Origin of the sequence: Janthinobacterium sp. J1-1, assembly GCF_030944405.1 — a bacterium.
Classification (GTDB): Bacteria; Pseudomonadota; Gammaproteobacteria; order Burkholderiales; family Burkholderiaceae_D; genus Janthinobacterium.
In genome coordinates this window covers 5,474,089-5,499,170 of sequence record NZ_CP132339.1, presented here as the reverse complement: position 1 = coordinate 5,499,170, position 25,082 = coordinate 5,474,089, and the positions used below count along the sequence as shown (strand labels likewise).

Here is a 25,082-nt window from a genome sequence, read left to right as displayed (position 1 = left end):
GCCATGATTTCATCGTCCTTCGCCGCGATCCTGGCCGGTGGCCGCGCTCAGTTCAATGCCCGCGCGCTGGAAGCACGGCGCCGTTTCACCTCGCTCGACATGCAGGCCTTTGGCGCGTTCCTGCAGGATGGCGTCGATCCGGTGGTGCAGGCAGTGGCGGCCGCTGCCCCCGACCGCGCCGGCAGCTTTACCCTGGCCGCCTACGACATGGCCCTGGAACTGGTCGGCCATGGCCTGGCCGGACCGGCGGCAAAAAATCCGTTTTTAAGCGCCGTCTGGCGTGAACTGGCGCCGCGCTTTGCGCCGCTGCTGGCGGTAATGCCCGTCGATGCGCTGGGCATGCTGAGCAACGCGGCCATCCACCTGGGCGGGGTGCCTGGCGCGCGTACGGGCCAGTGGCAGGACGAGATGGCCGCCATCGCGCCGCAGGTGGCTACCCTGGGGCAGTTGCGTGCGGTCGGCCAGGTATTGGCCTGGCGCGCCGGCGTGGCGCATTTTCGCCTGGGCGCGATTGCCGCCGCCGATACCTTGCCGCCGGCGCTGGCCCTGGCGGCATGCGGCGAGGCGCAGCTCGATTGGCCTGCCTTGCGCGCAGAACTGTTGCATCAGCCCTGGCGCGGCAATGCGGATGGCATCGAGTTTGGCGCATTTGCCGGCCTCGGCGGCCAGTTCGCCACGCCGCCGCTGGTGCGCGCCACGGATGACGGCTTTATCGTCAGCGCCGGCGAGCGCTTTTATTTGCTGGTGGCCGATGCCCACGGCGCCGTGCTGCATGGCGCCACCGCGGACGAATTTGCACAGGCCTCGGGCGATGTCTCCGCCGCCGTGCAGGCCGGCGCGCGTCAGCTGGCGCCGGACCTGCCGGCCGGCGAGATTGCGCTGGCCGCCAATGCGCAGACGCTGGCCATCACCTCGCCCTACACGCATGCGATCCGCCTGCTGCCCTTGCCATGAGAGGCCAGCATGCCGACCTGATCGCGCAATGGCGCGCCGCCTGGCCGCGGGCGCTGGACGTGTGGAGCAAATTCACGCGCCTGCGCGACCCGGCCCTGTGCGCCAGCCGCGTGGCCGCCAGCAAGGAAGGCCTGAGCGGAAGTTTTGCCATGATCCGCTTGCTCGACCAGAGTGTGGTGGTCGACCTGCCGCTGGTGGTGGAGCTGGGGCTGCAGGACTATGGACTGGAAATCCTGGCGCACGAGATCGGCCACCATATCCTGGCGCCCGGCAGCGCCGGCGACCAGTTCCGCCTGCTGGCGCGCATGCGCCGCGCCCTGCCGACGCTGGAGCAGCATGCGCCGATGGTGGCCAATCTGTACACCGACCTGTTCATCAACGACCGCCTGCAGCGCCAGGCCGGCCTGCGCATGGCCGATATCTACCGCAAGCTCGAACAGGGCAAGGCGACAGACAGCCCGGCGCCAGGCAAGGTCTGGCTGCTCTATATGCGCATCTATGAAAACCTGTGGCAGTTGCCGAAAGGGGACCTGGGTGGCGCAGGTAGTGATAACGGCGCCGATGAACGCCTCGATACCGACGCCTGGCTGGGCGCGCGCCTGATCCGCGTCTACGCCAACGACTGGATGCTGGCGGCGGGGCGCTTCGCCACCTTGCTGCTGCCTTACCTGGTGGACGATACGGGCGCCTTGAAGGGCATTGACCCGAGCCGCTATTTCCACGACACTCGCGACGCGGCGCGCGGCTGCCAGACCTATGGCGCGCAGCAGATCGAGGATGACGAGGAAAACGGCGCCATCCACCCGGTGCACGACAAGCGCATCTCGGGACTCGAAGGCGATGCCGTGGGCGAGGAACCGGAGGAAAAGGCACAGAAGCAGGGCGGTGGCCAGCTGCGCGAGCCGTTCGAGCTGGGCGACATTTTAAAAGCGTCCGGCATCGACCTCACCGACCATGAAATCGCCATCCGCTATTACCGTGAACGGGCCTTGCCGCACCTGGTGCGCTTTCCTTCGCGGCCGGCGCCCGAATCGACCGAGCCGCAGATGGAAGGCTTGTCGCCATGGGATATCGGCGACCCGCTCGATGACGTCGACTGGCTGCAATCGGTGATGCAGTCGCCGCGGCCCATCCCCGGCGTGACCACCGTGCGCCGCGAATATGGGCGCGAACCGGCGCGCGAGGCCGACCATATGCCCGTTGACCTGGACATGTATGTCGACAGCTCCGGCTCCATGCCCAACCCGCAGCAGCACACGTCCTGGCTGACCCTGGCTGGCGCCGTGATCGCGCTGTCCGCGCTGCGCGCCGGCTCGACAGTACAGGTGACCTTATGGAGCGGCAAGCGCGAGGTGATGCGCACCCCCGGTTTCGTGCGCGACGAAGACATGATACTCGGCGTGCTGACCGATTTTTATGGCGGCGGCACGGCATTCCCGATTCACTGCCTGCGCGAGACGTATGCGGCCAAGCGCAAGCGGCCCACGCATATCCTGATGATTTCCGACGACGGCATCACCACCATGTTTGACAAGGATGAACTGGGCAACAGTGGCTGGGACATTTCGGCCAAGGCGATGGAGAACGGCGGTGCCGGCGGCACCATGGCGCTCAATATCTCGACCAGCTGGGACCAGGATGGCGGCGCCCATTGGATGCAGAAAATCTTCGGCGCCCTGAAACGCGCGCGTGACGAGCAGGGCTGGGATATCCATGCCGTGGCGCAGTACGAGGATTTGCTCGAGTTTGCGCGCCTGTTCAGCCAGCGGCACTATATGAAGAGTTAACGCATGAATCACTCCGGTCCCCACCTTGAAGTATTAACCCACCGCCTGGCCGACACGCCTGCGGAATTCCTGCGCGAGCCTCGCATCGCCGGCGTGCACAACCCGCAAGCCGTGGCGGTGGCCGCGCTGGTCAACGATATCCTGCTGCTGCACGGCGCGCGCGCGCCGGCCGCCTCGCTGCAGGGCTTTCACGGCGCCCAGGTCAAGGCCGACCGCAACCGCCTGGCGCTGGCAATGATCATGTGCTGGCTGCTGGCCGACGACTGGTTTGTCGAGGGCAAGCTGGCGCAGGAAGATGTGCTGCAGGTGCTGGGCGAGGCGGCGCGCGAGCTGGCGGCGGCGTCGCCGGCGCATCAATACACGCAGGACCCCGAGCGGCGCGAGGAACTGGCGCGCATCGTGCTGGCGCGCCTGGGTTTTCGTCCCCGTGACGAAAGCGAGGCGCAAGCCATCGACCGGCTGTCCGCGATCAGCGGCACCGAGCGGCGCCGCCTGCTGGAGGCGAGCCGCGTGGCGGAACAGCGCTCGCGCGAGATCCGCGAGGCGCTGGCCAAAAAAGCGGCCCAGGAATCGGCCGACAAATGGTCGCGCGAATGACCTTGTTGCATAGTGACGCGAACCTGCCTGCCGGCGCCTGGGACAGCGACCTCGATTACTGTCCCACCCTGACGCAGGCGGGCCGGCGCATGCTGGCTCACTTGCGCAGCCACCCGGCGGCGCCTGTTTACAGCAACCGCAGCGGCAACAAGCTGCTGGCCGGCGAGGTGGACGCCTTGCGCGCATATGAACAGGAGGTGATGGACGCCGTCATCGGCTGGCGGCCGGCCCAGCCGCCAGCCTGGATGGCCGGCTTCCTGCGCCATGCCTGGACTACCGTGCCGCATTACCGCGCCTGCGGTTCGCCACCCGCGCGGCTGCTCGACGTGCCACCCATCAGCCGGGCCGACCTGTCGCACGATATCGCCGCATTCGTGCCGGACGACGCCGACCTGGCGCGCATGATCAACTTCCATACCACGGGAACGACGGGCCACCCGCTGCTGATCGCCTCGCACCCGGTGGTGGCGGGGCGTTACCTGGCCTTCCACAAGCGCGCGCTCAAGCGTTTTGGCGTGACACTGCGCCATGGCGCGGGGCAGGTGGGCGTGATGCTGCTGGGGCACCAGCGCCGCTGCTTCACCTATGTTTCGGTGACACCGACCATGGGCGAATCGGGGCTGGCCAAGCTGAACCTGCACGTTGACGACTGGCGCCATCCCGATGACCGCGCAAGGTACCTGGATGCGATGGCGCCCGAGCTGATCGCGGGCGACCCGATCTCGTTTGCCGAGCTGCTCAACATACCGATGACGCACCGCCCGGCCGCCCTGATGTCGGTCTCGATGATGCTGTTGCCGGGCATGCGCGCGCGGCTGGAGCAGCGGTTCAACTGCCCCGTGCTCGATATCTATTCGCTCAATGAAGTGGGGCCGGTCGCCGTGTTTGATGAAGCGGCCGGCGGCCATGTGCTGCTGCAGCACCGGCTGTATGTGGAAATTCTCGATGGCGACGGCAGGCCGGTGCCCGATGGCGTGCGTGGCGAAATCACGGTCACCGGTGGCTTCAATTTCTGCCTGCCGCTGCTGCGCTACCGCACCGGCGACCATGCCTCGCTGGCGCACGGCCCGCATGGCCCGGTGCTGGTGGGCCTGGCCGGGCGCAGCCCGCTGCGCTACCGCAGCAGCAGCGGCGCATGGATCAACAATATAGATATCACGCACGCGCTGAAACCGCTGGCCATCGCACTGTTCGGCGTGCACCAGCGGCAGGATGGTTCCATCGTGCTGCGCCTGGCGCCTGGCGCCATGGCGCAGGCGCCCCAGGCCTGCGCCTTGCTGGCGCCATTCTTCGGCGACATCACGGTGGCGGCCTTGCTGGCGGAAGACAAGATCATTCAATACACCTCGGATTTGCAGGAAGCGGCGGCATGAACCTTTACAAACGCGGCCTGGTGGTGGGCAAATTCTGCCCGCTGCACCAGGGCCATGAACTTCTGATCAATCGCGCCCGGGACGCCTGCGAAGAACTGCTGATCGTCAGCTATACCAAGCCCGAATTTCCCGGCATCGAGCCAGCGCGCAGGGAGCAATGGCTGCGCGCGCTGTATCCGCAGGCAAGCGTCGTCGTGCTCGATGACGAGCGCCTGGCGGCTTTGTGCGCGGTGCGCGGCGTCGCGGCCCGCACCTTGCCGCACAATGACCTCGACGATGGCGATGTGCACCGCCACTTTATGGGCTGGCTATGCTGGACGGTGTTGAAGCTGCCGGTCGATGTGGTATTTAGCAGCGAGGACTATGGCCCCGGTTTTGCCGATGTGCTGGGCGAGTTTTATGCCAGCTCAAAAGTGGCGCATGTCAGCGTCGACCAGGCGAGAACACTGGTGCCGGTGTCCGGCACGGCGGTGCGCTTTGATCCGCATGGACAGCGCGCCTTTCTGTCGCCGCTGGTCTACGCCAGCCTGGTCACGCGCATCTGCGTGCTGGGCGGCGAGTCGAGCGGCAAGACCACGCTCACCGCCGCGCTGGCCGCCCATTTCGACACCGCCTGGGTGGCCGAATACGGCCGCGAACTGTGGGAAAGCCAGGACGGCGTGCTGGCCTACGATGACCTGCTGAAAATCGGCCGCGAACAGCTCAGGCGCGAGGAGCTGGCGGCAGGGCAGGCGCGGCGCTGGCTGTTCTGCGACACCTCGCCCATGACCACTTACTTTTACTGCGTCGAGATGTTCGGCAAGGCCGAGCCGGAACTGGCGCGGCTGGCCGAACACCGCTACGACCTGGTGCTGCTGTGCGCACCGGACTTCCCGTTTATCCAGGACGGCACGCGCCGCGACGAGGATTTTCGCGCGCGCCAGCATGCGTGGTACCAGCAAGAGCTGGCGCGGCGGGGGATTGCGTATGTCGATGTGACGGGCAGCGTGGCGCAGCGGATCAGGCAAGTAGCTACCTTGTTGCCTCACGTATGACGGCCAACAATGTTGTCGGATTACGGCGCTGCGCGCCTAATCCGACCTACGCTGGGATACATGCGCCCGTAGGTCGGGTTAGCGCTTGCGCGTAACCCGACAACATCGTTGGCGCTGCCAGCGGTTTTCCGGATTATGCCGCCGCCAGCGCCTGCTCAAGATCCTCGCGCAGATCGTCGATATGCTCGATGCCGACCGACAGGCGCAGCATGTCTTCCGACACGCCCGCCTTGGCCAGTTCTTCAGGGTTCAGCTGGCGGTGGGTGGTCGATGCAGGATGTGTGGCCAGCGACTTGGCGTCGCCGATATTGACCAGGCGCGTAAACAGCTGCAGCGCGTCGAGCACGCGGGCGCCGGCTGCGCGCGGATCTTCGTCTCCCGCCAGCTTCAGGCCGAACGACAGAATGCCTGAGGCGCGGCCCTGCATGTATTTCTGCACCAGCGCGTAGTCGGCATGGTCTTCCAGGCCAGCGTAATTGACCCACGCGACTTTCGGATGCTGCTTCAGGTGTTTGGCCAGCGCCAGCGTGTTGTCGCAGATGCGGTCCATGCGCAGGGCCAGGGTCTCGATGCCCTGGATCAGCTGGAAGGCGCTCAGCGGAGAAATCGCCGCGCCCATATTGCGCAGCGGGACGACCCTGGCGCGGCCGATAAAGGCGGCCGGGCCGAACGCTTCCGTGTAGACCACGCCGTGATACGACACGTCCGGTTCGTTCAGGCGCTTGAAGCGCTCTTTATGTTCGGCCCACGGGAACTTGCCGCTGTCGACAATGGCGCCGCCCACCGTGGTGCCATGGCCGCCCAGGTATTTGGTCAGCGAGTGCACCACGATGTCGGCGCCGTGCTCGATCGGGCGGAACAGATAGGGACTCGGCACGGTGTTATCGACGATCAGCGGAATGCCGTGCGCATGGGCGATCTCGGCCAGCCTGGCCACGTCGGTCACATTGCCCAGCGGGTTGCCGATCGATTCGCAGAAAATCGCCTTGGTGCGGCTGTCGATCAGCGCGGCGAAAGTCTCCGGCTGGCGCGCATCGGCAAAGCGCACCTCGATGCCGATCTGCGGCAGCGTATGGGCAAACAGATTGTAGGTGCCGCCGTACAGCTGGCTGGCGGACAGAAAATTGTCGCCCGCTTCGGCGATGGTCTGGATCGCATAGGTAATCGCCGCCATGCCCGACGCCACGGCCAGTGCCGCCACGCCGCCTTCGAGCGCGGCGACGCGCTTTTCCAGCACGTCCTGGGTCGGGTTCATGATGCGCGTGTAGATATTGCCAGCGACCTTGAGGTCGAACAGGTCGGCGCCATGCTGGGCATTGTCGAAGGCATAGGCCACCGTCTGGTAGATGGGGACGGCGGCGGCCTTGGTGGTGGGGTCGGGGGAATAGCCGGCATGCACGGCCAGGGTTTCGATTCTCATGGGGTCTCCGGTTTCAAGTCTAAGGTGGTGAAATCCGCAGCCATTGTGCCATGAGGGCGTTAGCATGCCGCCATGCTTGATAGAATTTTAAGTCATAAGCTAGTGCGGTCTTGATCTAAGCGAACCATTTCAGATCCGGTCAGGAAACGCTCATGCGTGCCATGCTGGGCGCAGGCAAACGCGCCGCCGATGGCGCCCTGGCGCATGGCCGTGTCCACGCTTTCCCCAGCCAGCCAGGCGTGCAAAAAGGCGGCCACAAACGAGTCGCCGGCGCCATTCGTGTCGACCACCGGCAGGCCGAGGTCGGCGCACGGAAAATGGCGTACCGTATCGCTGCCGCGTTCCAGCAGATACGCGCCGTCGCCGCCGGCCATGGCGATCACGGCCAGCGCACGGCCTTGGTCCACGATGCTGCGCATGACCTCGTCGCGCCGCTCTCCCAATGCCGCCGTGCTGAGAAAGACCAGGTCCGAGCGCAGCGCAAACACCCGATGGTGCGGGTTGAGGCCATCCCAGTCGTGCAGGTCGGTCGAGACGGTGGTGCCGCTGGCCACAGCATCGTCATACAGATGCGCCACCCACGCCATGATGGAAAAGTGCGCATGGCGCGCCGGGCCCAGGTAGGGCAGGTAGAAGTTGGCCGGCATGCGCAGATCATCGGGATGGCGCCCGTCGTACAGCGACAAGCGCCGCCCTTGCGGATCGACCAGGTTGACGCTGCGGCGCGTGCCGGACGGTTCGACCAGATGGCTGAAATCGAGCCTGGCCTCCTGGTAGCGCCGCAGGATGGCTGCGCCCTGCGCATCGTCGCCGATAAAATCGATGAATTTGCAGCGCAGCCCCAGCGCATGGCTGGCCAGCGCCACGCCGTTGCCCGTATGGGCCACGTAATCAATAATCGGCGGCACATGCACGGAGTCGGTGACGGGCAGGCGCAGGTCGGGGACGCGCACGATGGTGTCGATGCCGGCGCCGCCGACCACTAAAATATCGTAGTTGCTCATGGTGTTGTTGTCTCCAGCAGGACGGTGCCGGTCGCGTTAATGGCGACGGCGCCGTTGCTTACGGTGTAGATTTGATTGGAATAGGCATCGCGCACGGTGGCGCCATCGGCGAACACGCCGTGCACTTTCAACGTGATGGCGCCCTGCGCGTCGGGCGCGACGATCACGCGGTCATCGGCCGTCACGCGGGCAAACGCATACGGCGCTTCACTGTTCAAGCGATGCTCGCCACGCGCCAGCGCAGCATGGCGCAGGCGGAACTGGCCCAGTTTGTGGGCATGGGCCAGCATGGCGCTGTCGAGTGAGGTCCAGTTCATGTCAGACCTGGTCGCCTGCTGCTCGTCGCCCGCAGGCGCCGTGCCCGGCAGGCGGCCGCTTTCATCGCCATAGAATAGCTGCACGCCGCCGGGCGCCAGCAGCAGGGCCGACAGGCCATGCTTCAATTGATCGCGCGGGAACAGGCTGGTGTCGTGCGAGGAGATATACGACAGGATATTGTACCGAGGACCTTGGCCCAGCAGCTGCGCATACTGGCGATACACGCCGTCGATGGCTTTCCAGCCGCCGCCAGCGCGGTGTTGAAAGTCGAAATTGATCATCGAATCGAAGCCGGCGTCGTGCCAGCTGCTGCGCTCGGGACCATGGCCCCAGGCTTCGCCCGTCATCCAGAACGGCGCATCATCGATGGCCTGTTTCGGGTGGCGCGCCTTCCAGTCGGCCAGCGCTTCGGTGGCGGCCGCGCGCAGGGCCAGCCAGCTTGCCGGTTCCACATGCTTGACGGTGTCGGCCCTGAAACCGTCGACGCCGAATTCGCGCACCCAGTCGGCCAGCCAGCCGACCAGGTAAGAACGCACGGTCGCATCTGGCCTGGCGATGGCGCGCGTATCGTTTTTGCGTTGCAAAATCGGCGGCAGTCCCACGGCCTTGGTACTCTCCGTGCGGAAGTCCGGCAGGTAAGCCAGCTGCATCGTATAGTCATCCTGGCCGCCATCGGGATAGCCGGGCAGGCCGGCACGCACCCAGTCCGGCCCCCACCACTGCCTGAAGTCGAAATTGTTATAGTCGACAAAGCTGTGATAGTCGCGCAGGTTGGCCTGTTCATGGCCGGGCCACAGCACCGGCACCTTGTACTCGGCCAGGGTGCGCAGGTCGGCATAGCCGGGGTGATTGAGCACCACGTCGAACAGCACGCGGATGCCCTGTGCGTGTGCGGTGGTGATCATCTCGCGCAGTTCCTCGCGCGTGCCCATGTTTGCGTCCATGGTGGTGTAGTCGAGCGCCCAGTAGCCGTGGTAGGCATAGTGCTTGAACTGCTGCTTGCCGCCCACCACCCAGCCGTGGATCTGCTCGTACGGCGCCGTGATCCACAGCGCGTTGACGCCCAGCTCCTTGAACCAGCCAGCTTTCAGTTTCTGCGTGATGCCGGCGATATCGCCGCCATGGAAGCTGCCGATATCGCCGCCTTCCGGGTCGGCCGCGCGGCCATAACTGTGGTCGTTGCCCGGGTTGCCATTGGCGAAACGGTCGGTGACGGCAAAGTAGACGATCGGATTGTCTGCGAAACTTGCCGCCTGCGCCGGCAGGCTGGCAAGCAGGACGGCGAGGGTGGCCAGGACGGTCTTCATGTCAGCCTTTCACGCCGCCAGCCGTCAGGCCGGAAATCATCCATTTCTGCGCCAGCAGGAACACGGCCGTGATCGGCAGGCCGGACAGGATGGCCGCCGCGGCGAAGTCGCCCCACAGGTATTTTTGCTCGTACAGGAACAGCTTGGAGCCGACCGCCAAGGTCAGGTTGTTCTGTTCATGCAGCAGCACGGAGGCGATCGGGTATTCGATGATGGCGCCGATAAATGACAGCAAAAACACCACCATCAAAATCGGCACCGTCATCGGCAGCAGCACGTAGACAAAGGCCTGCCACTGCGAGGCGCCGTCGACCTTGGCCGCTTCCTCGATCTCGATCGGGATGGTCTGGTAATAGCCCTTGATGGTCCAGATATGCATGGCGATGCCGCCCGTGTAGGCCAGCACCAGGCTGCCGTGGTGGTCGATGCCCAGCCACGGCACATAGCTGCCCAGCAGGTCGAAAATGGCATAGATGGCCACCAGCGCCAGCACGGCCGGGAACATCTGCAACAGCAGCAGCGCGGACAGGGTCTGCGACTTGAAGCGGAACTGCATGCGCGCAAACGCATAGGCGCAGGTGGTCGACAGCAGCACGGTGAGTGTGGCGCTCATGGTGGCCACCTTGATCGAATTCCACAGCCACAGCAGCACAGGGAAGTCGGGTTCGACCAGGGTGCCGTTGGGCGCCTGGTAGGACATGCCCAGCGCCAGGCGCCAGTGTTCGAAGCTGATCTCGGGCGGGATCAAACTGCCCGAGGCGAAATTGCCCGGGCGCAGAGAGATCGACAGGATCATCAGGAAGGGAAACATCACCAGCGCGATCAGCGCGATCACGGCGACGTGGGCCGCGACGATGCGCCAGCGGTTGGAACGGTCGACAACGATAGCCATATGCTGTCCTTTATGCTTTGTTCATGCGTGTCAGGCGCATGTTGACCAGCGAAATCGCGGCCACGAGGAAGAAAATCAGGGTCGAGATGGCGGCGGCCAAACCGAAGTTCTGGCCCGAATCCTCGAACGCGATGCGGTAGGTGTAGGACACCAGCAGGTCGGTGGTGCCGGCCGGCAGGGTGGTGTCGAGGAAGTCGGGGCGGCCGCCGGTGAGCAAACTGATCAAGACGAAATTATTGAAATTGAAGCCCAGGCTGGCCACCATCAGCGGCATCAACGGCTTGATGATCAGGGGCAGGGTGATCTTGAAGAAGTTGGTCAGCGGCCCGGCGCCGGCCAGCGCCGACGCTTCGTACAGGTCGGCCGGAATCGCCTTGATCAGGCCCATGCACACCACCATCATGTAGGGGTAGCCCAGCCAGGTATTGACGATCAAAATCATGGCCTTGGCCAGGGTGGTGTCGGAGAACCAGGCCGGCTTGATGCCGAACAGGGCGTCGAGCACCAGGTTGATCTCGCCGAAGTTATTGTTGAACAGGCCCTTGAACACCAGGATGGAAATAAAGCCCGGCACGGCATACGGCAGGAACAGCAGGGTGCGGTACAGGCCACGGAAGCGCAGCGCGTCCCAGTTCAGCAGCACGGCCAGCACCATGCCGAGACCGGTGGTGGTGGCCACGCTGATCAGGGCGAACACGATGGTCCACACGAAAATGCGCAGGAAGGGGCCACGGAACGCTTCGTCCGAGAAGATCTTGACGAAGTTGGCGAAGCCCACATTGACCTTGAAGCCCGGCTCCAGTTTTGTGCCATCCGGCATTTCATAAAAACCCGTCTTGAAATTGGGTTTGACCAGCTCGCCGGTGGCGACTTTTTTCAGGGTCTCGTCCGGCAGTTGCTTGTAGACATGCGCGACCGGGCCGAATTCGCGCAGGCCCACCATGCGCAGCTCTATCTTGTTGGGCAAGACCAAGGTGAGCATCTTCAAATCTTTTTGCAGGGCGATAATGTCCTTGATACCCAGCGGCTCGGCCAGCACGGGCGCTTGCACAGGATCGGCAGGAGCGACGTCCACGTTCAGTGGCACGGCGCGCTTCAGCGCCAGCGGGGCGGTGAGCAGCACTTCGCCCGTGTCCGGGCTTTCCAGCCGCAAACGGTATTGATTGTCGTCGCGGTGCACCGTCATCGCATAGCCGGCGCTTTCCACGCGCTGGGTTTCGTCCAGCAGGTATTGCGTGGCGCGTTCGTAGGTCAGCAGATTGCGCGAACTGAAGTTGGTAAAGCCGATCGACACCGTGTACACCAGCGGCAGCAGCACGAAGACGATCACCGCCGTGATGCCGGGGAACAGATAGCGGTAGGCATAGGCCCGCGGCGACGTGAAGACAAACGTCGTCAGGGTCAGCAGGCCGAGGAAGACGGCGGCCAGCATGGTCTGGCCGGAGAGATACAACAGGAACAGCAGGTACAGACCCAGCGCCATGCTGATGGTCAGTACCGTAGGGCCGATAAACTTGCGCACGATGGGATACCTGTGAGAATGGTGCTGAATATGATGCGTTTTGGCGTAGGTCGGATTAGGCCCGAAGGGCCGTAATCCGACAACATTGTTGGCGGCACATGTCGGATTACGCGCTACGCGCTAATCCGACCTACGCTCAATCAAAATATGTCTTAATTGGCGGTGGTAATGCGCTTCGCCGCCGCATCAAGGCCTTCCTTGGTCGACTGGCGGCCCTGCGTGATATTTTCCAGCGCCGACTGCATCGACGACCAGAAGCGGCCCATTTCCGGGTTGTTCGGCATCGGGCGGCCGGCCTGCGCGCTTTCCATGGTGGCCTGGATGTTCGGATTCGACTTCAGTTCCGCGAACAGCGCCTTGTTGGCGGGCGTGCCCAGCGGGACGTCGGCGTTGATGGTTTTCAGGCCATTGATCTGCAACATCTGGTTTTCCAGGAATTCGACGGCCAGGTCCTTGTTCGGGCTGGCTTTCGAGATCATCGCGCCGAGCACGCCCACGAATGGCGTGGCGGTTTTGCCGGCCACGGTAGGAATGGTCGCCACGCCGAAGTTGATCTTCGATTTGCGCGCATTGTCCCACGACCATGGACCGTTGATCATCATGGCGATCTTGCCCTGGTTGAAGCCCGCTTCCATTTCGGCGTAGCCGGCGCCCTTGGCCATGGCGCCGCTGTTGATCAGGTTCATGACGGCATTCACGCCCGCCACCGAGCCGGCGTTGTTGACGCCCGTTTTCGACGCGTCGTAGCGGCCATCGGCCTTGACTTCAAACGGGAAGCCGCCACCGGCGCCCAGCAGCGGCCAGGTGAAATAGGTGTTCGTGTAATCCCACAGGATGGCTTTCTTGCCTTGCGCGGACAGCTTTTTGTCCAGCGCGGCGATTTCTTCAAACGTTTTCGGCGGGGTCGGCACCAGGTCCTTGTTGTAGACCAGGGCCACGGCTTCGATCGACATCGGGTAGCCCCAGGTCTTGCCGCCCACCGTAAAGGCGTTCCATGCCAGCGGCAGGATGGCGGCGCGCGCGTCCTTGCCCGGGTTGACCGGCTGCAGCAGGCCGGCGTCGATCCAGCCGCCCAGGCGGTCATGCGGCCAGATCCAGATGTCCGGGCCCTTGCCGGCGGCGGCCGCCTGCTGGAATTTGTTCGGTGCGTCTTCCGGATGCTCGACCACGACTTTCACGCCGGTCTTTTTGGTAAATTCCTCGCCGACCTTGGCCAGGCCTTTGTAGCCCTTGTCGCCATTGATCCAGATCAGCAGGGTGCCCGCTTCGGCCGCCTGCGCCATGGTGACGGCGGCCAGGTTGCCGATGCCGGCCAGCGCGGCGGCGAGCAGGGTGGTTTTGATGAGGCTGCGTTTTGTGTTCTGTAAGGACATGTCGATCTCCAGTGCTGTTTTTATGATGGTGTCAAGGCTGAAAATGCAAGCGGCCAGGCGGCGCCCGTAGCGCCTGGCCCGAAAGTTCAATATGTCAGGTGCGCGTCTGGCCGTGTTCGTCGAACACGTGCACGCGCGAGGCAGCCACCTGCAGCGCCACCTGCTGGCCGATGGCCCAGTCGGTTTCGGCGTCGGCGCGCACTACCAGCGGCTCGTCGCCACCCGGTACCGCCACGTACAGATAGCTGATGTCGCCCAGTTTTTCCACCGCCTGCACGGTTGCCTTGATCGCCGAGGCCGAGGCCACCGTGCCCGGCGCGCAGGCCTGCACATGTTCGGGACGCGCACCGACCGTCACTGCCGCGCCGTTCGGCAGCGGCTGCGCCAGGTTGGCCTGCAGCAGGCCGCCGGCCGTGGTGGCAATCGTCGCCACGCCATCGGCGTGCGACTGGATTTTGCCTTTCAAGAAATTCATGCGCGGCGAACCGAGGAAGCCGGCCACGAACAGGTTGGCGGGGTGGTGATACAGTTCCAGGGGCGCGCCCACCTGCTCGATGCGGCCCGCGTTCAGCACCACGATGCGGTCGGCCAGGGTCATCGCTTCGACCTGGTCGTGGGTGACGTAGATCATCGTCGAGCGCAGTTCGCGGTGCAAGTTCGCCAGTTCGATGCGCATCTGCACGCGCAGCGAGGCGTCCAGGTTGGACAGCGGTTCGTCGAACAGGAACACGTCGGGTTTGCGCACGATGGCGCGGCCGATGGCCACGCGCTGGCGCTGGCCGCCGGACAGGTCTTTCGGTTTGCGTTCCAGCAGCGGCTCGATACGCAGGATCTGCGCGGCGCGCTGCACGGCGTCGGCAATCTGCACCTTGTTCATGCCGGCCAGTTTCAGGCCGAAGGCCATGTTCTGCGCCACGCTCATGTGCGGGTACAGGGCATAGCTCTGGAACACCATGGCGATGCCGCGCTTGGCAGGCGGCACGTCGTTCATGCGCGTCTTGCCGATATACAGGTCGCCGCCGCTGATTTCTTCCAGCCCGCAGATGCTGCGCAGCAGGGTCGATTTGCCGCAACCGGACGGCCCCACGAAGACCATGAACTCGCCGTCGGCGATCTCCAGGTCGATGCCGTGCAGGGTTTGCACGTCGCCATAGGCTTTTTTCAAGCCCGTTAACTTCAGTCCAGCCATGTCGTCCTCACTATGTCAATCCGGCCCCGCTGAAACGCGGGGCTCATTATTGTAGTCGGCGGCCCTGCCGCCAAGGTGTCTTCAATCGAGGGTGCCGAACCAGCCGCCGTGTGCGGGCAGGGTGATGCTGGCGCCTTGCGCGCTGCCCGCCAGGCCGTGGCCGGCGAGGTCAGTCGCTGTGGCCGCCGCTGGCCAGTCGAACGTCACGGCCTCGGTGCCGAGGTTGAAGGCGGCCAGGATGGCGGGGTGGCCGTCCAGGTCGCGCCGGAAGGCCAGCACCGGTTCCGGGGCGTCGAAGAAGACGATCTCGCCACGCAGCAGCTGCGGCTGGCTGCGGCGCCAGACCAGGATATTTTGCGCAAAGCGCAGTGGCGAAGTGGCGTCGTTTTCTTCCACATCGACTGCGCGCGCCAGATGTTCGGGCGGCACCGGCAGCCAGGGCTTGGCAGTGGTAAAACCGCCGTGTGGCGCGTCGGCGACCCACGGAATCGGCGTGCGGCAGCCGTCGCGGCCCTTGAACTGCGGCCAGAACGGAATGCCGTACGGGTCCTGCAAGGCCTCGAAAGGAATGTCCGCTTCCGTCAGCGCCAGTTCGTCGCCCTGGTACAAACATGGCGTGCCTTTCAGCGCGGCCTGCACCGCCAGCACCACCTTGGCCAGCGATGGCGCAGGGTTGTTGCCGCCCCAGCGCGTCATCACGCGCACGCTGTCGTGGTTGCCCACCGACCAGGAGGCCCAGCCGTCGGTGACCTTGGCTTCGAATTCTTCCACCTGCTTGCGGATATGCGCGGCCGAAAACTCGGCCGTCAGCAGGTTGAAACTGTAGGCCATGTGCAGCTTGTCGCCGCCCGTGGTGTAGGCCGCCATGGTGGCCAGCGCATCGTCGTCGCCCACTTCGCCGATCGAGATGGCCTGGTATTCGTCGAGCACGGCGCGCACGCGCTGCAGGTAGGCGATGTTTTCCGGCTGGGTCTTGTCGTAGACGTGGGACTGCATGCCGTACGGATTGATGGCCGAGACGCTGCTGGCGTCGCGCTGGACGGCTGGCGGATTATTGCGCAGCAGCTGGTCGTGGTAGGGGAAATTGCAGGAGTCGAAACGGAAACCGTCGACGCCGCGTTCCAGCCAGAAGCGCAGGTTGTCCAGCTGCGCCTGCTGCACGGCCGGGTTATGGAAATTCAGGTCGGGCTGGCTGGCCAGGAAGTCGTGCAGGAAATACTGGCCGCGGCGCGGCTCCCATTGCCAGGCCGAACCGCCAAACACGGACAGCCAGTTGTTCGGCGCCGTGCCGTCCGGCTGCTGGTCGGCCCATACATACCAGTCGGCTTTCGGATTGTCGCGGCTTTCGCGGCTTTCGACAAACCATGGATGGTCGTCGGACGAGTGCGACAGCACCTGGTCGATCATCACTTTCAGGCCCAGTTCATGGGCGCGCGCCACCAGGCGGTCGAAATCGGCCAGGGTACCAAACATCGGGTCGACATCGCAGAAGTTGGCCACGTCGTAGCCGAAGTCCTTCATCGGCGAGGTAAAGAAAGGCGAGATCCAGACAATGTCGGCGCCCAGAGCGGCGATGTAATCGAGTTTCGAGGTGATGCCGGGCAGGTCGCCGATGCCGTCGCCATTGCTGTCGAGGAAGCTGCGTGGATACACCTGGTAGATGACGGCGCTGCGCCACCAGTCGGCGGGCAGGTTGGCGAGATTGTTCTTGATGGTCGGCATGGATGATTTCTGAACGCTGGTTGGGTGGTAGCGTCTTGTTTGAATTTCAAAGCGCTTTGGATTTGAAATGAGTATAGTTCAAAGCGCTTTGAAAAGTAAAGCGAATACCCGTTCGAAGTCGTAAATTTGTATTGGAGGTATGGATGAAAAAGGCCGGGGTCAGACCCGAAGGGGGAATGCGTCCCAGTGGGACGCATTCCGATCACGAAGTGACTGGCCCCAGATTTCCGCTGCGGACTACGGTAGGGTTTTCAACCTGCTAGCTGAGTATACGCCCAGCCGACTCCCCCGGCAACAGCTCGCAAGGCCACAGTTCCTGCAGGTCGGTGGCCGGCGTGCCGTCCAGCAGGGCCAGCAGCATCTGGATCATCTTGGCGCCGGCGCCGCGCGGGTCGGGCTGGACCACGGTGGTGACGTTGTGGCCGGCCAGGGAATCCTCCATCACGCCCCAGACGATCAGCGACATATCGCTGCCGATGGCCACGCCGGCGTCCAGCAGGGCGCGCACGGCGCCCACGCCCGACATATGGTTGTCGACGATGATGGCGGTGGGGCGCGGCGAGCGGGCCAGCAGGCGCTGCATGGCCTGGTAGCCGGCACGGCGGTCATGGGCGTTGTCGACCAGGTTGTCGGGATCGACCGGCAGGCCGCCGTCGCGCATGGCGTGCTGAAAACTCTCCACCCGCTGGCGCACGAAGTTCAGGTCGGGCGTGGCGCTGATCAGGCCGATGCGCTGGTGCCCCAGCGACATCAGGCGCTCGACGGCCAGGCGCATGCCGGCTTCGTTGTCGTAGTCGAACCAGGCGTGCGGCTGGTTCAGCTGGGTGCGGCCGTGGGCCACGAACGGCATGTTCTGCTGCGCCAGGTAGGCAATGCGCTCGTCGAACGGCTTGGTGCGCCCGACGATCAGGCCGTCGATGCGGCGGCCCTTGACCATCCGTTCATAGGTATGGAACTCGTTGGTGGCCGAGGCGGGCGAGATCATCATGTCCATCTGCTGCGCTTCCAGCACTTCGGACATGCCGCCGACGATATCGATGAACATCGGGTCGGCCAGGTCGTTCGGCAGCAGCGGGTAGATGATGCCGACGATATTGGTGCGGCCTACGGCCAGGCTGCGCGCCATCGGATTGGGCCGGTAGCCGGCCGCCTGCGCGGCGGCCAGCACCCGTTCGCGCGTGCGTTCACTCACTTCCGGATAGCCATTCAAGGCGCGGCTGACGGTGGTTTCGGAAATTCCTAGCGTTTTGGCGAGATTTTTGAGGTTCATGGATGCTGCGTCAGGGGTGAATGCCGCGGCCGGTGGCCGGCGCGGTGGAATGGCAGGTAGTTTATCTGATAATGGCGCGCGTGATCAGGGAACCGTTGCAGCGGCGGGCGCAAAAAAAGACGCGGGCCAACCCGAGGGCGCCCGCGCAAAAAGAGGATTGCTGAATCACTACAATGAAACTGCCGGCCATGGCATGCAGCGTTGCGATGGTGGTTCCGGTGACTGCGGTGTTGCTGCCAGTGGCCGCTTATGAAAACGCGGCCATTGTTCTTACCACCAGCTCTCGACCTGGAAACCCATCGAGCTGCCATTGGTCTTGCCGCCAAACACGCCGGTCGACGACAGGGCCGATTCGGCCACGGCCGCCGACTGGGCCGCCTTGTTCCATTTGGCATAGGTGTAGAAGGCGCGCAGCACCGGGCGCGACCAGAAGCTGTTGCCGGCCGACAGTTGCGGCGCAATGGTCAGCTTGGTCAGATTGCGCGTCTTGTCGCCTTCCGGCTTGACGATGTCGTGGCCCAGTTCCACCGCCAGGCTGTAGTTGTCGGTGAAATGGTAGATCGGACGCGCGCCGACCGAGGTCCATTTGCTGCTGACGCCAGCCGTTTCCTTGTCTTCGTAGACAAAGGTGGCCATGCCGGACCAGGCGCCTTTCGGCTGCACCATCAGCTGTTCCGTCAGGCGCAGCACCTTGTCGTCGCGGTTGGCGGAGAGGGTGGCGCCGCCCGTGTTGGCGCCGCTGCCCTTGCCGTACTGCAGCGCGACCTTGTTGTAGCCGCCCAGCAGATTACCTTGTGTGTGCATCAGGGTCAGCAGGTGGCCGCTGGCGACGGGCGCGGCGCCGTCGGCGTTGCGCTTCTGGTTGAATTGCGCGCCGACGGTCAGCTCGCCGTCCGGGTTGACCTTGATGCCGGAGAAGCGCAGGTCGTGCGACAGCGCCATGCGCTTGCTGTCGGTGTCGTCGGCGGTGCGCACGATGGCGTAGGCCAGCTTGGCCGCGCCCAGGTCGATGTTTTCCAGGCCGGCGCCTGGGCCGCTGTTATTCCAGAAGTAGTAATCGGTGATATGCACGTCCTGGCGGTCGTAGTAGCGCTTGCCGACCCAGGCGCGCGCTTCGGCGAAGGCGCCGGTGCCGATCTTGTCGGCCACCACGTTCATTTCGCGCCAGGCCGGGTCCGATTGTTCCCAGTCGAAGTTCTGGTTGACGGAAAACGCCACCAGGGTATTGATGCGGAAGGTGGTGCCGTTGGCGGCCTTGAAGGCTTCGCCGCCGAATTTCAATTCGCCGTAGGTTTCGCACTCGTTACCCAGGCGGTATTTCGACGAGGCGCCGGCCAGGCCGAAGCATGATTCCTTGCCGCCTTCGCTGCTGGTGCCGAAGCCCGAGCGGAAGTAGCCGCCGAAATCGATCGGCAATGCGGCCTGGGCAGCGGAGGTGCTCAGGGCCAGGGCGACGGCGGCCGGCAAGGTTTTCAAGAAATGCTTGTTCATCGTATCTCCAGTATTTTTATAGGGGCAGGGCCGGCGCCGTTCATTGCATGAACTGGCGTAGCCAAAGCGCTTTAGTTATGTTTCAAAGCGCTTTGGAGTATAGTTCAAAGCGCTTTGATAAGTAAACTCGTTTAAGCCCGGAGATTGCGATGCGTGTTGCGAAGAAACGTCAGCGCGCGGTGGCCGGGGCGCCGGCGCTCTGGCGCAGGAAGACCAGGATCAGCAGCGCCGAGGCCGTGCTGATGCCTGCCAGCACCTGCAGCAACTGGCGAAACGCCGCGCCATAGGCCTGCGACAGCTCCTGCACGCTGGCGTGCGGCAGCAGCACGCCAGCCTGGCGCAGTTCGCCGATCGCCAGCAAGGGCGCCGCCAGGGTGGCGTCCTGCGCCGTCACGCCGGGCAGCGCGTGCAGTGCCGTCACGGTCAATGTCGCCAGCAGCGCGGCGACGATGGCCAGCGCAATGCCTTCGCCAGCCACGCGCGTGGTGTTGAAGATGCCGGCCGCCATGCCGGCCCGTTCCACCGGCACCACGCTCACTGCCAGCCCATCCATCAGGCCCCAGGGCAGGCTGATGCCGGCGCCGATCAGCAGCAGCGGGCCGAGCAGGGTAGTGGCGGGCAGGCCCGGCGCACAGTGGGACAGCCACAGCAGGCCGCCGCCGGTGATCAGGAGGCCGGCGCCGCAGATATGGGCGGCGGCGATGCGTTGCGCTGCCAGGCCGGCCAGCATCGGCAGCACCAGCATGGGAGCCGACAGGGCCAGCATCATGCCGCCGGCCTGCGTTGCGCTGTAGCCTTCGATGCCGATCAGGCGCGCCGGCAGCAGCACCAGCAGCACCACATAGGAAAACGCGGGCGCGGCCGCCAGCAGCTGCACGCCGGCAAACGCGGGCAGGCGGAACAGCGACAGGTCCAGCATGGGCTGCGGCTGGCGTTTTTCGAGCGCGACAAAAACGGCCAGCAGCAGCGCCGCGCCGCCCAGCAGGGCACAACTGGCCAGGCTGGTCCAGCCGCTGTGCGGCGCCTGCAGCAGGCCATAGGTCAGGAGCGACAGGGCGCCCGTAAAGCCGAGCGCGCCGGCCCAGTCCAGCCCGGCCGCATGCGGATCGCGCGATTCGCGCAGGGTGCGTGCCGCCAGCAGCAGCGCCGAGAGGCCCACCAGCGCCGTGACGGCAAACAGGCTGCGCCAGCCGCTGGCCGCGACCAGGGTACCGGCGACGATGGGGCCGAAGGCCAGGCCGGCGCCGAACGCCGTGCCGATCAGGCTGAAGGCGCGCGCCCTGGCCGCGCCGTCGAATTCCTGGGCCAGCGCCGCCAGGCCGCTGGACAGGGCCAGCGCGCAGCCGAGGCCCTGCACCGCGCGCAGCAGGCCCAGCGCTTCGATAGTCGGCGCGCACGCCAGGGCCAGGGCGGCGGCGGTGAATACGGACAAGCCGAGCAGGAACAAACGCTTGCGGCCATAGCGGTCGGCCAGGGCGCCGGCCGCCATCAGGCAGCCGCCAAAGCTGAGCATGAAGGCATTGCTGATCCAGGCCAGCGCCAGCGGGCTGCCGTGCAGGTCAAGGGCGATCGCCGGGATGGCAATCGCGGGGCCGGTAAAGCTGAACGGCATGCATAGCGCGGCCAGGCAGACGGCGGCCAGCACCAGCAGGCGGCGCGCCTTGTGGGAAATATGGGTCATGGGAAACATCCAGTAAGAGGGGGATTCCATGATAGGATGGCTGGAATCATAGAAAAAGTGGCTGTAAATCCATTCATAACGGACAAAAACGCTCTAATCATGGCAATCGATCAGCTCAACGGCATTGCCGCCTTCGTGCAGGCGGCGCAAACCTGCAGCTTTGTGGTGGCCGGGCGCCTGCTCGGTGTATCGGCCTCGGCGGTGGGCAAGAGCGTGGCGCGGCTGGAGGAAAAGCTGGGCGTGCGGCTGCTCAACCGCAGCACGCGCAGGATCAGTCTCAGCAATGAGGGCGCGCTGTTCTACGAGCGCTGCCTGCGCATCCTGGCCGATATCGATGATGCGCAGGCGGAACTGTCGCACCTGGCCGAGGCGCCGCGCGGCAAGCTCAAGGTCAGCCTGCCGGTGATCGGCTACCGCATCGTCCTGCCGCTGCTGGCCGAATTTACGCGCCAGTATCCCGAGATCGAACTCGACCTCGATTTCAACGACCGCCTGGTCGACGTGGTGGCCGAGGGCGTCGACGTGGCCGTGCGCAGCGGCACCCTGACCGATTCGCGCCTGATGGCGCGCGAGTTGGGGCCGTTCGCGTTTTCCATCGTCGGTTCCCCGGCCTATTTTGCCCGCCATGGCGTGCCGGCCACGCCGCAGGCACTGGAAGCGGAATCGCATGCCTGCGTGCGCTACAAATTTCCCAGTACCGGCAAATTGCAGGAGTGGGCGCTGCGGCAGGGCGATGCGGAAAGCGCGGGCGCACCGGAGTTGCGCCTGCGTACCGCGCTCACCTGCAACAATATCGAGGCGCTGATCGGCGCGGCCAGCCAGGGCGTCGGCCTGGCCTACCTGCCCGACTTTATCGTGGCGGACGCCGTCGCGCGCGGCGAACTACAGCCTGTATTGCAACAATATCTGCTAACGTCGAGCAAATTCTGGGTACTGTGGCCATCGAGCCGTCACCTGTCGCCCAAGTTGCGGGTTTTTGTCGACTTCCTGTGCACCCATCTGCATTTTTCCGCCCGTCGTTGAGGCGGTGTCCCGACACCACGTTCGCGTGCTTGCCCGAAGTTGTTAAATTTTCTATGTAGCAACACTTATTATCAGTCTTTTATAATTTTTTTTTGCTGCACCGCAGCACCCGCAAGCCGCATGGGCACGACTTATGTCCTTTCTGAATGTCACATATACGTTAACTAAATTGCCATGTGGAATTTATTTATGTTAATTTAATATCTCATTTTGCAACATTGTTCCGCTGGAATAATGTGGTGTACAAGTCGAGCGATGTTTGATCCCAGGGGCGCAGGTCTGCTCCGCCATACAGGAGTGTGCATGAAATCAGTCAATGTAAAAGCCCCCGCCGTGAGCTCGATGCCGGCCCGCAAGACCGGTTTGCTGCTCGGTGGTGGTGCGCCCAATTCCACCCTGATCGCCGGTGCGCTGGCCGCCTTTGTCGACGACGGCCTGGAGTTCGACGTGATTTCGGCCTCGGGTGCGGGCGTGTTGATGGGTTTGCTGTACACCACGCCGCACGAGGCCACGCCACGCCAGGCGCTGCAGAGCTGGGCCGATACGGGCGTGGCCGACAGCATCTACAAGATGATCCCGATTAACTACAAGATTTTCCAGAAGCCGGGCATGCAGGCAAGCACCTTCCGCGACGCGTTCCAGCCACCGGCCAGCAACCCCTTCGTGCAAGCGTTCAAGCATACGTTTGCGGGTGCGCCGACGGCCTGGTCGGACTGGGGCAAGCTGATGCTGTCGTCGCTGTCGCCATCGGACCTGTCGTCGAAAAGCCTGGGCCTGTGCGCGCATTTGCCCTTCCTGGAAAAGGCGGTGGATTTTTCCGGCGTGAAAACCATGCGCCCGCAGTTCTACATCAATGCCTACAACCTGACCGAACACCGCATGCAGAACTGGGGCAAGCATGAAATCGCCCCCGAGCACGTGCGCGCGGCGCTGTCGTTTCCCTTCCTGTACGCGCCGACCAACATCGCCGGCAGCGACTATATCGAAGGCGCGGCGCTCGACACGCTCAATTTCGACCCTTTTATCGAAGGCAAAGGCGAACACCACGACGCCGATACCCTGGTCATCCTCGATATCCTCGGCGATGAACGCCTGTTGCGCAAGCCGCGCAACCTGTATGACGCCTGGGTGCGTTCCATCATCACGCCCCTGGTGAAAATTTCCAAGACCGAGCTGCGCCTGTTCGAGCTCGAGCACAACACGGACGCGCGCACGGGCCAGCCCAAGCGCCGCCTGCTCAAGCTCGACCTGATGAAAGGCATCCCGGAACAGCACTGGCCCGATACGCTGGACTGGTCCAGTTCGAACATGCAACTGCTGTTCGACGTGGGCTACAAGGCGGGCGCCGCCTTCTGCCGCGAACATGGCGATCTGCTGCGCCGCACAGCCGAAGACTCGGCGCTGGCGGCATGATGCATTCAATGTCACTGAGTCACTTTACGTAGTTACTTCATTTACCTAGTTCTGCTTCACTGATGAGCACACCATGAATATCACCAAGCAATTAATACTGACTTTATCCATCGCCTTGCTGGCCCTGCTGTTGCTGGGCGCCGGCGGCGCCGTCCAGCTCAAGCGCGCGCAAGAGCGTTTTGACACCGTGCAAAACCGCATTATTCCCAGCATCCAGGGCTTGAACGCGGCCAAGGCCGCTCTGACCGACTCGCGCCTGGCCGGCTACCGCCTGTCGGTGTTTTCGAACCTGGCCGACAAGACCGCGCTGGACAAGTCGCTGGCCGCCGCCAACAAGGATTTCGACGACCTGGTCGCCAAATACCGCGCCGAACGCATCTACGATGAAACCGACCGCAAGATGCTCGACGCCGACCAGGCCGCGATGGAAGCGTATCGCCGCGCGCTGGTGCCGTTCTTTGCCGCCGCCTATGCGGACGACATCGAGGGCGTGCGCGCCACCTTGCTCGCCGGTACGCCGCTGGCCCTGACGGCCGCCGCCGCCAAGAAAAGCCTGGATGATCATATTGCCTACAACAACAAACTGGTGTCGGACGTCAAGGCCGAAAGCCTGGCCGCCTACGATACCTCCTTGTACACCATGCTGGCCGTGCTGGCCGTGGCCATGCTGCTGACCGGCACCCTGGCCTGGCATATCTACCGCACCATCAGTGGCGGCCTGGGCAATATCCAGAGCACGCTCGAGCGCGTCAGCTCGACCCTGGACCTGTCGTCGGCCATGCCCGTGGCGCGCATGGATGAAGTGGGCCGCACGGCGACCGCCTTCAACCAGTTCCTCGAGCGCATCGTCGACGTGATCGCCACCGTGCGCACCTCGGCCGATACGGTCAGCGTGGCCGCCGGCCAGATCACGGCCGGCAATGCCGACCTGTCGGTACGTACCGAGCAGCAAGCCTCGTCGCTGGAAGAAACCGCGTCCAGCCTGGAGGAACTGACCTCGGCCGTGCGCCAGAACACGGACAATGCGCGCCAGGCCAATACCCTGGCCGTGTCGGCCTCGGAAGTGGCCAGCAAGGGCGGCGCCGTGGTGGCGCAAGTGGTCGGCACGATGGGCTCGATCAACGCGTCGGCGAAGAAGATCGCCGACATTATCGGCGTGATCGACGGCATTGCCTTCCAGACCAATATTCTGGCGCTGAATGCGGCGGTCGAAGCGGCGCGAGCCGGCGAACAGGGCCGTGGCTTTGCCGTGGTCGCCACCGAAGTGCGCAACCTGGCGCAGCGCAGCGCGGCGGCGGCCAAGGAAATCAAGGGACTGATCGAGGATTCGGTCGAGAAAGTCAACACCGGCAGCGCGCTGGTCGACCAGGCCGGCGCCACGATGGAAGAGATCGTCATCAGCATCCGCCGCGTCACCGATATCATGGGCGAGATCGCCAACGCCAGCCACGAGCAGAGCGCCGGCATCGAGCAGGTCAACCAGGCCATCTCGCAGATGGACCAGGTCACCCAGCAGAACGCCTCGCTGGTGGAAGAGGCCGCCGCTGCCGCCGCTTCGCTGCAGGATCGCGCCGTGGAACTGGTCGACGTGGTGGCCGTGTTCCGCCTGCGCGGCGAAGCGGGTGGCCGCAAGCTGAGCGTGGCGGGTGGTTTGCCGGAGCAACAGGCGCCACGCCGTCCCTCGGAGCCTGCGCAGCGCCTGCTGGCCTAAA

Annotated in this window: 19 protein-coding genes; 8 read left to right on the top strand and 11 right to left on the bottom strand. The window is 64.3% G+C overall.

Annotated features, from left to right (window positions below):
- Nucleotides 1-3: 3 nt before the first annotated feature.
- From Q8L25_RS25195 to Q8L25_RS25175, 5 genes are read left to right on the top strand one after another with little or no spacing between them, the layout of a single operon-like run.
- On the top strand, nt 4-954 hold the full coding sequence (locus Q8L25_RS25195) for a hypothetical protein (RefSeq protein WP_308922007.1): 951 nt from the start codon (nt 4-6) through the stop codon (nt 952-954).
- A complete protein-coding gene (locus Q8L25_RS25190; RefSeq protein WP_308922006.1) occupies nt 951-2,741 on the top strand; it encodes a VWA domain-containing protein in 1,791 nt (596 codons plus the stop codon). The genes Q8L25_RS25195 and Q8L25_RS25190 overlap by 4 nt, the downstream gene beginning before the upstream one ends.
- Before the next feature lie 3 nt (nt 2,742-2,744).
- Nucleotides 2,745-3,338 carry a hypothetical protein gene (locus Q8L25_RS25185; RefSeq protein WP_308922005.1) on the top strand — a complete coding sequence of 198 codons (594 nt, stop codon included), beginning with the start codon at nt 2,745-2,747 and terminating at the stop codon, nt 3,336-3,338.
- On the top strand, nt 3,335-4,711 hold the full coding sequence (locus Q8L25_RS25180; protein WP_308922004.1) for a capsule biosynthesis protein CapK: 1,377 nt from the start codon (nt 3,335-3,337) through the stop codon (nt 4,709-4,711). The genes Q8L25_RS25185 and Q8L25_RS25180 overlap by 4 nt, the downstream gene beginning before the upstream one ends.
- Nucleotides 4,708-5,745: an AAA family ATPase gene (locus Q8L25_RS25175; RefSeq protein ID WP_308922003.1), complete on the top strand. Its 1,038-nt coding sequence runs from the start codon at nt 4,708-4,710 to the stop codon at nt 5,743-5,745. Before Q8L25_RS25180 ends, Q8L25_RS25175 begins: the two co-directional genes overlap by 4 nt.
- Before the next feature lie 133 nt (nt 5,746-5,878).
- On the opposite strand, the gene Q8L25_RS25170 is transcribed toward Q8L25_RS25175, so the two are convergent.
- From Q8L25_RS25170 to Q8L25_RS25120, 11 genes are all read right to left on the bottom strand, one after another.
- Nucleotides 5,879-7,165 (bottom strand): aminotransferase class I/II-fold pyridoxal phosphate-dependent enzyme, encoded by a 1,287-nt coding sequence (locus Q8L25_RS25170; protein ID WP_308922002.1) that lies wholly within the window; start codon nt 7,163-7,165, stop codon nt 5,879-5,881.
- A 92-nt stretch (nt 7,166-7,257) separates the two neighbouring features.
- Nucleotides 7,258-8,169, bottom strand: coding sequence for a PfkB family carbohydrate kinase (locus Q8L25_RS25165; RefSeq protein WP_308922001.1), 912 nt, complete (start codon nt 8,167-8,169; stop codon nt 7,258-7,260).
- Nucleotides 8,166-9,794: an alpha-amylase family glycosyl hydrolase gene (locus tag Q8L25_RS25160; protein WP_308922000.1), complete on the bottom strand. Its 1,629-nt coding sequence runs from the start codon at nt 9,792-9,794 to the stop codon at nt 8,166-8,168. Before Q8L25_RS25160 ends, Q8L25_RS25165 begins: the two co-directional genes overlap by 4 nt.
- 1 nt (nt 9,795) lies before the next feature.
- Entirely contained in the window at nt 9,796-10,686 is an 891-nt protein-coding gene (gene malG / locus Q8L25_RS25155) for a maltose ABC transporter permease MalG (RefSeq protein WP_308921999.1), read from the bottom strand.
- 10 nt (nt 10,687-10,696) lie between these two features.
- Nucleotides 10,697-12,208 (bottom strand): maltose ABC transporter permease MalF, encoded by a 1,512-nt coding sequence (malF, locus tag Q8L25_RS25150; RefSeq protein WP_308921998.1) that lies wholly within the window; start codon nt 12,206-12,208, stop codon nt 10,697-10,699.
- A 152-nt stretch (nt 12,209-12,360) separates the two neighbouring features.
- On the bottom strand, nt 12,361-13,581 hold the full coding sequence (gene malE / locus Q8L25_RS25145) for a maltose/maltodextrin ABC transporter substrate-binding protein MalE (protein ID WP_308921997.1): 1,221 nt from the start codon (nt 13,579-13,581) through the stop codon (nt 12,361-12,363).
- Between the two features lie 94 nt (nt 13,582-13,675).
- Nucleotides 13,676-14,770 carry a sn-glycerol-3-phosphate ABC transporter ATP-binding protein UgpC gene (locus Q8L25_RS25140; RefSeq protein ID WP_308921996.1) on the bottom strand — a complete coding sequence of 365 codons (1,095 nt, stop codon included), beginning with the start codon at nt 14,768-14,770 and terminating at the stop codon, nt 13,676-13,678.
- An 81-nt stretch (nt 14,771-14,851) separates the two neighbouring features.
- Nucleotides 14,852-16,492: an alpha-amylase family glycosyl hydrolase gene (locus Q8L25_RS25135; RefSeq protein WP_308921995.1), complete on the bottom strand. Its 1,641-nt coding sequence runs from the start codon at nt 16,490-16,492 to the stop codon at nt 14,852-14,854.
- Nucleotides 16,493-16,751: 259 nt separating this feature from the next.
- Nucleotides 16,752-17,762, bottom strand: a complete 1,011-nt coding sequence (locus Q8L25_RS25130) for a substrate-binding domain-containing protein (protein ID WP_308921994.1) — start codon at nt 17,760-17,762, stop codon at nt 16,752-16,754.
- A 270-nt stretch (nt 17,763-18,032) separates the two neighbouring features.
- Nucleotides 18,033-19,253 (bottom strand): carbohydrate porin, encoded by a 1,221-nt coding sequence (locus Q8L25_RS25125; RefSeq protein ID WP_308921993.1) that lies wholly within the window; start codon nt 19,251-19,253, stop codon nt 18,033-18,035.
- A gap of 169 nt (nt 19,254-19,422) precedes the next feature.
- Nucleotides 19,423-20,934 (bottom strand): MFS transporter, encoded by a 1,512-nt coding sequence (locus tag Q8L25_RS25120; RefSeq protein ID WP_308921992.1) that lies wholly within the window; start codon nt 20,932-20,934, stop codon nt 19,423-19,425.
- A 105-nt stretch (nt 20,935-21,039) separates the two neighbouring features.
- On the opposite strand from Q8L25_RS25120, the gene Q8L25_RS25115 reads away from it, so the two are divergent.
- The 3 genes from Q8L25_RS25115 to Q8L25_RS25105 all read left to right on the top strand — a co-directional run bounded on the left by Q8L25_RS25115 (nt 21,040) and on the right by Q8L25_RS25105 (nt 25,081).
- Complete coding sequence (locus Q8L25_RS25115) at nt 21,040-21,957, top strand: LysR family transcriptional regulator (RefSeq protein ID WP_308925802.1); 918 nt, start codon at nt 21,040-21,042, stop codon at nt 21,955-21,957.
- Between the two features lie 303 nt (nt 21,958-22,260).
- A complete protein-coding gene (locus Q8L25_RS25110; RefSeq protein WP_308921991.1) occupies nt 22,261-23,370 on the top strand; it encodes a patatin-like phospholipase family protein in 1,110 nt (369 codons plus the stop codon).
- 73 nt (nt 23,371-23,443) lie between these two features.
- Nucleotides 23,444-25,081, top strand: coding sequence for a methyl-accepting chemotaxis protein (locus tag Q8L25_RS25105; RefSeq protein WP_308921990.1), 1,638 nt, complete (start codon nt 23,444-23,446; stop codon nt 25,079-25,081).
- Nucleotide 25,082: the final 1 nt, after the last annotated feature.